The 12,581-nt window shown below is 40.8% G+C and carries 6 protein-coding genes; 1 reads left to right on the top strand and 5 read right to left on the bottom strand.

Annotated elements, in window-relative coordinates; all coding sequences use genetic code 11:
• Window positions 1–198: 198 nt before the first annotated feature.
• Both ACFSQ3_RS08640 and ACFSQ3_RS08635 read right to left on the bottom strand, forming a co-directional pair.
• A complete protein-coding gene (locus ACFSQ3_RS08640; RefSeq protein WP_380869141.1) occupies window positions 199–1,995 on the bottom strand; it encodes a RagB/SusD family nutrient uptake outer membrane protein in 1,797 nt (598 codons plus the stop codon).
• A gap of 14 nt (window positions 1,996–2,009) precedes the next feature.
• On the bottom strand, window positions 2,010–5,099 hold the full coding sequence (locus ACFSQ3_RS08635; protein WP_380869140.1) for a SusC/RagA family TonB-linked outer membrane protein: 3,090 nt from the start codon (window positions 5,097–5,099) through the stop codon (window positions 2,010–2,012).
• 329 nt (window positions 5,100–5,428) lie between these two features.
• Between ACFSQ3_RS08635 and ACFSQ3_RS08630 the strand changes: the two genes are divergently transcribed.
• Window positions 5,429–6,322 (top strand): AraC family transcriptional regulator, encoded by an 894-nt coding sequence (locus ACFSQ3_RS08630; RefSeq protein ID WP_380869139.1) that lies wholly within the window; start codon window positions 5,429–5,431, stop codon window positions 6,320–6,322.
• Window positions 6,323–6,329: 7 nt separating this feature from the next.
• Here ACFSQ3_RS08630 and ACFSQ3_RS08625 read toward each other — a convergent pair whose 3' ends face one another.
• From ACFSQ3_RS08625 to ACFSQ3_RS08615, 3 genes are all read right to left on the bottom strand, one after another.
• The gene (locus ACFSQ3_RS08625) at window positions 6,330–7,763 is read right to left on the bottom strand and encodes an arabinose isomerase (RefSeq protein WP_380869138.1); all 1,434 of its coding nucleotides are present in this window, start codon (window positions 7,761–7,763) and stop codon (window positions 6,330–6,332) included.
• Window positions 7,764–7,784: 21 nt separating this feature from the next.
• Window positions 7,785–10,784, bottom strand: coding sequence for a glycosyl hydrolase (locus ACFSQ3_RS08620; RefSeq protein ID WP_380869137.1), 3,000 nt, complete (start codon window positions 10,782–10,784; stop codon window positions 7,785–7,787).
• A gap of 179 nt (window positions 10,785–10,963) precedes the next feature.
• Window positions 10,964–12,184: a glycosyltransferase WbsX family protein gene (locus ACFSQ3_RS08615; protein ID WP_380869136.1), complete on the bottom strand. Its 1,221-nt coding sequence runs from the start codon at window positions 12,182–12,184 to the stop codon at window positions 10,964–10,966.
• Window positions 12,185–12,581 lie beyond the last annotated feature (397 nt).

The raw sequence follows: 12,581 nt of genomic DNA, 5'->3' as shown, positions 1-12,581 counted from the left end.
ACTAGGTAATTCATTTTTTTTTCGATCATCACAGCTTTTAATTCTACATCGTCGAGCTCAAATGTGATTTATAGTAAATATCTCCGAAGATGACGACAACAGCAAAAATATATTTATAGGTAAACTTTATTAATATCAAAATCGTGCTGGAAGTGATCTTCACATTCCAACACGATTCGTTTTCTAAACAGGTAAAGACTATTGGTAACCTGGATTTTCTATTAATTTTGGGTTGTTAGATGTTCTACCATTAGTAAGTGGAAGATAATAATTCTCTTCTCTAAAACGTGGAATATTTGTAGTACCATCGAAATTATTTAAAATTTGCACCTGAAATTTTTTCGTTTCGAAATCTAAAATGTAACGCAGACCAGACCACCTAACCGAAAGATCTCTCACAGCAGTCCGCCATCTACGCACATCCCAATAACGATGTCCCTCGTAGGCGAGCTCGACACGTCGCTCATGATGAATTTTCTCTCGAGTAAGCGATGTCAAAAGGCTTATACCAGCTCTATCGCGAACTTGATTAATAGCGGAAACCGCTTCCGAAGTAAGACCAAGTTCAAATGCTGCTTCCGCGTAATTCAATAAAACTTCTGCATACCTAAAAATCTGCCAATCTTGCTCTGAATCCGGCCAGTTGCCTGATGCTCCAGCCATATTATCATGACTTTCATTTAGATATTTTAACATACCAAATCCAGTTCCCAAATAATCTTGGTTACCCGTAGCTAGCACGCCTTGGTAACTTCCAGCTGTCTGTATCGTTCCATTTGGCAACCGCAGCCCAGCATGAAAAGCAAGGTTATCTCCCTTCCATGATGTACCTTGTGTGTAAAGTGTTGCGTAAAATCTCGGATCACGATCTCCCCAAATTTCATCCATCGTGTGTACACCTTGTTGTATGGCCGTTCTATTGAGCGCTCCAGGTCTACCGTCTACATATTCAAAAGCTTCAGCAAGTTCTAAGTAAGCTTGGTCGTACATACCTCTTCCCCATCCATTTGGACGTGGGGCGTTGATAAAATCAATACTCCAGCCACTACCTCCAGCAAACTGACTGATGTTATCATGGCGTTTTGCGAAAATTACTTCCGGATTGTTTTTTACCAAGAAGATATTTCTGAAATTGGTGGTCTTATCCGCATCTGCGTTATATAGTGCGTGCTTCCCACCGTCCATAATCGCTTTTGAAGCTTCCAAAGATTTTTGGTAATACCCTTGCACGCGAGCAGAAGGTATTCCAACAACACCGTTCAACTTTACTGTTCCAAATTGTCCGATGCTTGCTGCGTACAAAGCAGCTCTAGACTTAAGTGCTAGCGCCGCATATTTGGATGGCCTTCCCAAGTTTGCACCCGTTTGCATCTCCGGTAAATCGGCACTCGCTGCTTCTGCTTCGGCAATAATAAAATCATACACTTCTTCTTCTTTCGCGCGAGCTGGATAGAGTGCTTCTTCAGGATCATCCACATTTTGTGGCGTAGTAATAATAGGAACTCCACCGTAACGTTTAGCCATAGCGAAATAGCAAAATGCGCGTAAAAATCTGGCTTCTGCTGTTTTTGAAACGATAACTTCTGGTGACAGCGGCGAATCGGAGATCTTCTGCAGAAACATATTAATTACACGCACGGTACCATATCCCCACCAATCTAGAAGACCGCCATTAATGTTCAAGTTTCCGTATTTGAATGTATAGGCGTTGCTCTGCGGTGCGTCGCGCCATTGTGGAAGACATTCATCGGAGACTTCGTTCAGTTCGAAGACAGCGACATAACCATCTCCTTGCATACCACTTCCATTTACGTCGTTTGCAAAAATCGTCATTTGGGCGTAGACCTGAGTTAGATATGCTTCGATCAATGCCTCATCAGTAAACACATCGGAATCAGATATAATATTCAGGGGCTTTTTGTCTAAAACCCATTTTTCACAAGAGCTTACCGATATTAGTAAGGTGATGCTCATTAAGTATCTCAAAATTTTCATCGTGTATCTTTTTATTAAAGGGTCAAATTTAAACCAAGCGTGATGGTACGTTGTTGTGGATAGTGATAGCCGACACCAAAGGAAGAAGGCGCCTCAGGATCCATAAAGAATTCATTCAACGGACTCACGGTAAACAAGTTTGTTCCTGCAAGGAAAACCCGTAGATTTCGGATTCTCGCACGTTCTGAAATAGTTTGTGGCAATGTATATCCAATCGCCAAGGTTTTTAGTCTTAAGTAATTTATCTTTCTGTAAAAATGATCTGAAAATAAGCTATTACTAGATGCTCCGCCAATACGAGGCGTATACGCATCCGCACGGTTATTCTCCTCTGTCCACAGCGTATTGTAAAATGCTACCGAATAATTTACGTCTGTTCTCCCTGTTAGGATATAAGCATAGTGATTAAACGCCCCTTGAAATAAGGTTTGTAGATCAAAATTCTTATACCGTAGATTGATGGTTAGACCTGCCATCCAGTTTGGCGTAGTACCCGCACCTATTACTTCTTGATCACGAAAATCTAGTTTTCCGTCTCCATTCACGTCAATATATTTTATATCTCCCGGACGAAGCCCGTCATTTCCTTGCGGATAAGTGAAGGCAAGATTATCGATTTCCTCTTGTGAGGTAAACAAACCATCAGCACGATAACCAATCCTTCTGTCTGCCCATTGTCCCGAGAGCTGATACAATCGAATTTGATCAGGGTCAGTATATTCGGGTTCTTCGTAATGAATCCATTTGGCTCTGCTCCATGAAAGGTTACCCGATATATCGTAATTCAATTCCCCAATATTACCAACTGTTCCCAAGCTAAAATCGAAACCTCGGTTAGACATACTGTTTAAGTTTTCCTCTGGAAGTACAGCCCCAAATGTATTAGGTAAAGTAGTTAAACGAGTCGCCGGGATTCTGGTCAACTTTCTGTAGAAAACTTCCGCTGTACCATACAGTTTTCTATTGTATAAAGAGAAATCGACTCCCAAATTTGAAATAGCAACATTTTGCCAAGTAAGGTTTGGATTCGCTAAACCTGTAGTGGCTATCCCCGGTCCTGGCGTATCACCTATTAACCACTGTCCGCCCAGTTGATAACCGGTCAAGAACCTGAAATCCCCCACATTGTCTAACCCAGAACGGCCGTAACTAGCACGTAGTTTTAACTCATCGACAGCTTTCAACTGTTGAAAAAAATCTTCCTGATCAATACGCCAGCTCAATGAGGTGCTCGGAAAATATCCCCATCGGCTACCTTCAGCAAACTTAGCAGAAGCATCTGCGCGCAGCGCCACATCTGCGATATACTTTTCTTTGTACGAATAGTTTACCCGACCAAGATAACTCGCTCTGCCCATTTGCGTAGCAGAACTATTAGCCGTAACAGTTGCTACAGAACCAGCGAAAAGCTCTTCGATGGATTGTGTCAAAAAGTTATCTCTACCCGCCAATACTACGTTTGTACGATAATCGATCATTTCGTTTAGTAACAACGCATTTACATAGTGATCGTTATTAAATCGACGATTGTAGTTAATGCTAAACTGGGTAGTAATATTCCTATTTTGCTGATTACTATAATCTAATTTTGCCGTCGATCCTTTAGACCCAATTAGGGTATACTGCTCGCTGGCCGGATCATAGGTATAAAACGAGTATGCCTTCAAGAAATGCTTGTTGGTAATGTAGGTTTTATCGTAGTTGATAAAGGCTTTCAAGCTCAGTCCTTCTACGGCTCGGATTTTATAATCGGCAATAAAAGTAGCTTTCACATTTTCGGCGTTGTTTCTACTGTAACCGAAAATCTCTTCGTCGGTAGCCAACAACGCACTACCCACGCCTTGCGCAACTGCGTAAGAATGTTTAGTCGGGTCTGGTAATGTTGCTGGATAAATAGGAAGTGAGGCCCACAAATCTCCGAACACGCCTCCATTAATTCCTGCTCCGCGTGCAGATTCAGAACGTCCATCATGTACCCCAGACAAAAGTAATTGCACACTGAAATCATCACTTATTTTCGCATCGATGTTCGATTGTAAGTTATATCTCTTGTAACCACCGCCATTGTTTCTCCAAATCGATTGCTGATCCATATAGCCAATGAAACCAAAATATTTAATCTTGTCGCTACCGCCGCGGACCGACACATTTTGGTTGTGTTGAGGTGCCCAATTTTTCATAGCCACTTTACGCCAGTTGGTGTTCGGATAGCCTGGATCTGTGCCATCATAATATTTTTGGATATCCTCTTCCGTATATGGAAGTGGTCGTCCCTGACTTTGAAAGAAGCGGTTTTGCAACTCCGCGTATTGACCTGAACTAACAGGCTCAACCATAATGGTATTCCCTTGTAAAGTATAAGCTGAATTTAACGTGATGTCAGTTTTCCCTACTAGACCTTGCTTGGTCGTTACTAAAACTACACCGTTACCCGCTCTAGCACCATAAATAGCTGCCGCACCATCTTTCAATATACTAATGCTCTCGATTTGATTGGGGTCTATGTTATTAAAGTTCGATTCCACTCCGTCAACAATCCAAATAGCCTGTCCAAAGCCTCGAATACTTAGCGCAGCTTGATCAGCCCCAGGTCGTCCGGATTCTTGTTTAGAAATCAATCCGGGTATTCGTCCTGCAAGCGTATTAATCGTACTTCCGACCGGTGCTACCGTAATATCTTTGGACTGGACAGTCGATACCGAACCTGTAACTAAGGTCCGTTTTTGGGTACCATATCCCACCACAACGATATCTTCCAACTGATTATCTCGCGTACTCAGCACCGCATTAATAACCGTCTCTCTGGCAACTTGAATCTCTCGATCCGCATAACCGACAAGGGAAAATACAAGGATTGCCTCACTGCTTTTCACATTGATTGTGTACCTGCCATTTTGGTTGGTTGCTACACTATTCGTGGTTCCCTTTTCGGAAACAGTAACGCCTCGCAAAGTTGTTCCAATGCTATCGGTGACTGTCCCAGTGATTGTTAAATCGTCGCGTCCAGCAGTCTGAACGTTTTGAAATGCACAAGCGAGTTCTGGTACAACAAAGGATAAAAATCCTGTTAATAAAAGTAATCTTGATGCCGAAGGTATTTTCATTACGATGGCGCAGATTGCACTAAAACTAGTGTATGAAATTAGGCTCATATAGATAAATGGTTAATTAAACTTGTTATTATTATAGGTTATATTAAAAGCAACAACGTGCTAACAATCCACCGCAATAGATCGAATTTTTTATCATTTTAGGCGTATCAAACACGTAACGTATTTGATCTAGGTAAATAATTACAAAAAGAAACTTAACAACCTAAAAATCAGTATCATAGGTTGAATTTAATTTGTAATAATTATATTATAAAAGTATATTTTAAACTATCTTTGCTGTACCAATATTTGATTTTAAACTTTAAATTTTTGATACCAAGATGAACATTCGAAAAAATGAACATTTAAAATACCTTATCTCCAATAATTTCAATAGGTCGTGGGGGTTATATGCTACCACGATTGGCTTTCAAAATATATCTCCCAAAACTTCCTATCCACCGCAAGGACATCCCTCGGAGTATATTTTTAAAACATCTGTTGGTAGGATTTTGCAGGAGTATCAACTTATCTACATAGTAGAGGGTAAAGGTAGTTTCCAATCAACTTCATGTTCCACCATGGAAGTTAACGCAGGATCTGTTATCTTACTTTTTCCTGGAGAATGGCACACATTTAGCCCATCTGAAACCACTGGATGGCAAGTGTATTGGTTAGGATTTGATGGAAAACACGCTCACTCATTATTTACGGATATCTTCTCTAATAAAGAGAATGCAGTATTCGACATCGGCTTCAATGAATTTGCTGTTTTTTTATTGGAAAAAGCTATTGAAGTAGCTAATTCACAACGGCATTCTTATCAGGAAATGATGGCGGGAATTATACATCATCTGGTTAGCTTTTTATTCTACACACATCAAAACAAAACACTGGTAGACCAAGATGTCTTGAGCATTATCGACAAAGCGCGTATGATTATGACCGCAAATGCTTACAACAAAAAGAGCCCTGAGGAAATCGCAGAGGAGCTTAACCTAAGCTATTCTTGGTTTCGAAAACTATTCAAGCAATATACGGGATTCTCTCCATTGCAATATCAGATGGAAATCAAATTAGAGAAAGCGAAGGAACTGTTATCTAACACATCCAAGCCTATAAAAACAATAGCTTATGAACTCAACTTTGAATCCATAAGCTACTTTGTAACTTTCTTTAAATCTAAAACCGGCATGTCGCCCAAGATTTATCGACTTTCTCTTGTGAAGTGCTAATGTCGGATTAGCACACTCTTATTACCTCGGTAGCAAGAAGTTTTCCTAATTTTTCAATTTTGTTAACAATATGCCCGACTCCGATAGCGCAATGATGCGCTGGTCCATGACTATTCCAATCATTGACGAATTTTCGAGCACCAATAGAAAAACGGTAACGGCTATTTGTATTACCGATCTCGAGAATTGGTCCAGCTACAGAATCTCCTTCGGCCACCAATAAGGCGATTGAACCATCCATGCGATCTACTACTGACAATAAAGTTACAGGTCCATGAGCTACCGCCATTTCCACAGACAAACCGTTGCCAACCTTGCCATGATATACTTCCAATGGTTTCACTTTAGTTTTGCCCTGAGCAATTGCGATGTGACCCGGCCCATCGTGCCCCATTAATACGACATCCTCATCAAAATCCAATGCATAATATTCTGTGAATGATCCGCCAGCGCCAAACGCATCCATGATTTTCATTGCCTGCGCGTTTTTGATCTCATATTCGCCAGCAACAGGAACATGATTAGCCGTTAACAAGGAATTTCCTAATATTACAGAACTCATTGTATCTTCGTTTTCAACATTTCCCGTTCCCTTATAATAATAGGCAAGCGAACCCAGATTGTATCGCTCTACCAACAGATCTAAGGCTACTGATGTACGAGCTGCGCGTTCTAATTCAGATTCTATACAAGATGGATCTATATCAAATTTTTCCCTAAAAAGAGCAACTCGTTCTCTCGTTTGTTGACCCGATACTCCTCGCTTAATTGCACTTAACTCATCTACTTCTATCACCTCCATGTGTCCGCCGAAGGTGGCTAGCTGTTTGGTTTTATCGGTGTAAATATCCAACATACCATTATAGTAATGACCCATTAAACCGAGGCGGTTGTGTGCCATAGTATGTACAACCTCGGCTGCTGCTATCCATTCTTGAATCTCCTGCCAGCAACTGTCATTATCATCGAGTACCCCGGTCACCTCATAAAATGGAATATTACATCTTTTAAATACATTTGCAATTTCAGGAACTGGACATGATCCGCAAAATTTCAGCCATTCACCAGTCATCATCTTCCGATTACCCAATTTATTGAAATATTGATAGTCGATCGCTGACGTTGGTGATAGGTTGAGTATAATTACAGGAACTTTTGCACGTTGTGCAATAGGTAATACGGTAGCGGATAATGCGTAGGTAGTGGCATAAAGAAACAAAATATCGACGTCGGCACGCCGAAAAGCGTGTCCAGCGTCCATTGCCTTCTCGGCGGTATCAATCAGACCGAGATTGACCACCTCACTTCCAAACTGATCGAGACGTTGATGTACGATATCTAAATACCCTTCCAGCGTTTCCTTCAAACCATCGAACTGATCCCAGTAGGCATCAAGTCCAACACCAAATAAACCGACTTTTAAAGTATATTTTGAGCTCATCTGAAACATATTTTGAAATAGTTATTGAGATTTGAGAATTCTGACTGGACCTAACAAACCAGACTTATGCAACTCGGTATCTTTCCCGTACGGTGCATAGGTAGAAAATGTATACCGTTTGGAAGGTCTTGGTTGCCCATTGGTCAACCAATCTGGCCAACGACCATTCTTGACTCCATCATATTCTTGATATTCATCTCCGATTAATCGGTTGATCCACAAATTGACCACTTCGATTTCTAGATCATTTTTTCCAGCTTTTAAAAACTCACTGATATCTAACCTCCAAGGACTCGTCCATACTGTTCCAACGACTTTCCCATTTAACTTTACCGTAGCCATAACGGACACCTCTCCTAAATCTAAGAAATAGCTACCTCTAGGCTTGCTCTTTAGATTAAATGACTGATGATACGTTGAGCATCCTGAATAATATTTTACTCCATCCAACTGATGTTGAGACCAGTCGATCAAATGGTCGAAAGTAATCTGTTCAGGACCGCCCCAGTTAGGATCAAAGGAAACCTTCCAAGGTTTATCTAATACTTGAATAGGATTTAGTTCTGGAAAGTTTTTTCCTTTTACATTAGTTGATGTTCCAGAATTTCTGAATACCACAAATAGACTTTCGTCGCTGTCCAGATTGATAGGTACTTTTACCATGCCATCGGCAGATTCGAATACCTTCAGGTCCTTTACACGTCCGGTCATTGGATCCCAAAGTTCAGGAATTTTGCCGTCAACTCGAAACGTACAGATCGAATTTGTCGGCTTACCAGATCGATTTGATAAGAAGTAGATGTCATAGTTTCCACTATTCCGGTGTGCATAGCGGATAGTTCCGTCAGCGGTAAAATCTTCCTTAACCCCTTTACTAGCGAGAATAGCGGATGTCGTTGCATAATTAGCATAGAGGTTCTCCGTATTTTTGGCAACCTCTGTTCCCCAAATAATGAAACCTTTACCTACCGATCTTTTCTCGTAAGACGGAATCAACGAAACATCCCCCCAAATATCTTCAACTAGCGATGCAATCTCCTGATCCGCAGATGGGTAATCCATCAAACTTGGTGATTTTTGAGGAGGTAAACCTACTGCTGTTACCCCATCATTTATCAATTCTTTTATTTTCGATAACATCCGCGGCGTGATCGTTTCCGTAGCAGGTAAAACTAATAACTCGTACGACGCTCCACTTGGAAACACTACCCGTCCATTTTCTGCTTTGCTTTCATAGAAAAGACTTGGCGGACATCCATCAAAGGCGTACCCTCTTTTGTCTGGCAATAGAGCAGGGAAATCGACTTCAGAAGAACGAATTAATTCCTGACTACTATTCACATAAAATGCTTCGCTGGCTTCGCGAATGCCTTCCTCGTACGCCGAATTGGGCGCTCTAAACACGTGTGGGCCACCTTCTGGTGTTAAATATAATACATCAGCAACATGGCTTCCTTGCTGAAGCAAGAACGAACATCTTGCTAGATAATCATGATAAGCTTTTCCCATCTCCCACCATGTTTGGCTACGATCCCAATGTACTCCGATACCTCCCATGGTTGCACCTGGCTTTAAGTTGTCTGGCAAATGCTGATGTTGAAAGGTGTGGAACATAAAACGATTTATCCCAGCAGCAAGTGCCCAATCCGTTTGATTCTTCAACCTTCCGGGATACAAATCCCATCCGTCGTGCAATGCCGTAAAACTTTCCGATGAAACAATAGGCTGACCTTTTAAATGAGCCAATGATGTTGCTTGAGCGATACTGAATACGGTATTAAATCCGTAACCGATAGACCAATGCTCACTCGATGGAATATCTGCCACGGCTCCGAGTTCCATATCAGCCAAGGGAGTCATATCGTAAGGTTCGATAGATAATTTCAAACCTCGCTCATGGGCATATTTTTTCATAAAACCCATGTATTTTTCCACAATCAACTCTTGCACGGTCAATCGTAAATCCCAAAGAAAACGCTCAGAAATTTCACGATTTTCCACAATGGCGCCTGCATACACTGGATAGTAAGGTTGTGGATCATATTTACGACGTGCTAAAAATTCTGATCGAAAATTTTCAGTCCAATTTTGCGCGCCCATCTCCCAGCTATCAAAATGCAACTGCGTAAGACCTCCATAAGGCGATTTTTCGTTGCGTGGCTTGAAGTTTATCTGTTTCAACAATTGGCCTACGAAATGATCCATGTGATGCGAAATGCCTACCGTGTCTAGTTTATCTGTTTCAAACCCCGACCCTGCTACCGGAGCAGGACTCGATATTGCACCTGTGGTTCTGGATACGAAACGCATAATCTTCCACTTCCCTTTTGGAAGCGTTCCGCTAATGCTGCCATCGGGCTGTAGACGATCCGACAAATCGATAATACTACTTACAGCAATTGCGGAACCTTCGTCATTTTCGTAGTTAGCATGCATAGGGATGTATTGCTTTACGCCATACATAGAGCTGTGAGGAGGACGATCATAAAGTGCTTTCTCATCGATATCCTCAATTTGATCGGTACCCGCGACCAATGGGTAAGCTAGAACGGCAATATCTTTGAAATAGTCATTTCGTTGTTGCGACTGCTCGCGTGAGCCATGAAATGTTCCGTAATAGCGATCTTTAGGCTCACCGATCGGAAGCTTTATACTAGGAAGCTCATTCGCATCAATTTCAACGGAAGTATGGATTAGATGTTTCATAGATTTCTCTACGTCTACCCACGGCCCTCCGGTACCCGCCCAACCTGGACCGGTTCCCAATATGAGCTGTACATCCAAACGTCTACTTTCCGACTCCATGTGCGCAAACATATCCTTCCATTCTGGGCTCAGCATTTTTACCGGTCCAAGCGGTAATCCCACGTTGACCTCTAGAAACAACGCATGGTTGATACCGACCTTAGCCATAGATTCAAGGTCCTTAGTAATCCCTTCTTTTGAAAGGTTTCCATCACCAAAGTACCAATATACTCCCGCTTTTGATGATAATGGGGGCTCTTTAAATAAGTTTGCCAAGGTATCATTTTGCGAGATACGTAACGTATTTACAGATATAGCAAATGTAGATTTTGTCGCTAATCCGACAGAAAAAATGCTTATTACAAGTGTGCACAGTGTGCGAATATAAAATCGTTGTTTAATTGGATAAATCATTTAGTAGGTTATTTATCGGTAGAGATCTTTAACAAAAATATTTATTTGAAAACGGCTTTTACCGCTTCCAAATATCCCATTCCATTCTTGGTATCCGGCTCTAAATAACTGCCTTCTGTCCATTCATTCCAACAGTTGATGGTTAGTACACGCGGACCTTTCGGATCTTTTAGTAATTTTTCTTTGGTAAGTTGCAATGCTGCTTTGAAGTTTTGAGGCGTATTGTTACCCATAGTATACGAGTATGGGTATCCTTCGTTGCCATGCCACTCTTTATTTTGATTAGTTCGTGGACTAGGATCCCAACCCATGCTAACATTGGGATAATATGGAACTTTGTATTCATTTTTTACCTTATCCCAATGCTGCATGTACACACCACGAACTTCATTGTAATCGGTCTGTACTTTTGGAAGTCCGGCGTGGTGTACCCAAACGTAAGATGTTGCCGAATTAAATGCGAGTTTTTCTAATAATTCGGCATTATTAGTCGGTGCATCTTGTCCGGGAAGAATTGCTTGTCCCCATGCTACCAGATTCCAATGTATCCCTTTTAAACCTGCTTTAACCGCTTTAGCATCCAATTTTTTCATCTCTGCCAAAGTAGCCTCTAAAGACCCGAAGCTATTTATAAAATTTTGAATATCGTAGATGGAAAAATACGCCTTACCATCTATTAACCAATAGTTTGGTTTCGTAAAATATTGACTTACCAAATCACTTCCTATCTTATCAAAAATTTCCGAAGTTACTTTACCGTCGTACAAATAATCATGCTTGGTGCCTGATGTGTACGGATATAACTCCATCCAATCGTGATTAGCCCACATTAACGAGAATTTAATATCATTGGTGTTCTTTGCCTGAAGAAATCCTTCGTCCAAACAACGGTTTAAAAAAGGTTTACCTTCATACGTATACCAATCGAAAATGAACACATCTACATCATGATCAGCAGCGGCTTTAATTTTCTTTTCCATTACCTTAGGATCCTTTTCATCTTCGTAACCCCACGCCGGTACTTTAGGCTGTTCATGTCCTTCAAAACGGGGTTTGGCTTGCTTCACGAGTTCCCACTCCGACCAGTTCGTAAAATGCTGTCGACTTATAGGAAGTTCGGATGAATCGCGAGTATGATAATTAGGGAAATAATAACAAGCTACAGTTATGTCGTCTTTTCCTTGTTGCGAAACCGCATTTTGGCAAGAACCTAAGACACACATCATAGCAAGAATCACCGTAATCTTTATCTTTTCTGTCATATCTATTTTAGTTTTTTTAGTTTTTAATTTCACATTTACTTCGTTTAGGCCCTTCCAACTACTTTCAAAGTGTTTAATAATGCGCTGTACTATATCGTCCGTATCTGTAGATAAAGCTACAGATTCAGTATCATTGAAGTTAGTATATGGCGTTCTAGAAAAGTTTCTATTCACTATTTAAATAATGAATACCAAAAATCTAAACGCACAAAACTAATCGAGAACGACCCCGAATCATCAATTCACACCTTAATAAATAGCAAATTATGGTCATTATGGCTTCAGTAAAAATAGACGAATAGTTTTAGCTTTTATTTTTTCAAATGATTTATAAGTTTAGGTTTTTGACACAAAAAAGCTCTTCCGTTGAAGCAATATGTGTTATTCATTCGCCTTT

Source organism: Sphingobacterium corticis (assembly GCF_042684745.1).
Classification (GTDB): domain Bacteria; phylum Bacteroidota; class Bacteroidia; order Sphingobacteriales; family Sphingobacteriaceae; genus Sphingobacterium; species Sphingobacterium corticis.
Note: the sequence above shows the minus strand (reverse complement) of the source record. Positions and strands in the feature narration are given on the sequence as shown.

Excerpts from the sequence above, each read along its gene's own strand:
- ACFSQ3_RS08640 (WP_380869141.1), bottom strand. The coding sequence starts at position 1,995 with ATGAAAATTTTGAGATACTTAATGAGCATCACCTTACTAATATCGGTA.
- ACFSQ3_RS08635 (WP_380869140.1), bottom strand. The coding sequence starts at position 5,099 with ATGAAAATACCTTCGGCATCAAGATTACTTTTATTAACAGGATTTTTA.
- ACFSQ3_RS08630 (WP_380869139.1), top strand. The coding sequence starts at position 5,429 with ATGAACATTCGAAAAAATGAACATTTAAAATACCTTATCTCCAATAAT.
- ACFSQ3_RS08625 (WP_380869138.1), bottom strand. The coding sequence starts at position 7,763 with ATGAGCTCAAAATATACTTTAAAAGTCGGTTTATTTGGTGTTGGACTT.
- ACFSQ3_RS08615 (WP_380869136.1), bottom strand. The coding sequence starts at position 12,184 with ATGACAGAAAAGATAAAGATTACGGTGATTCTTGCTATGATGTGTGTC.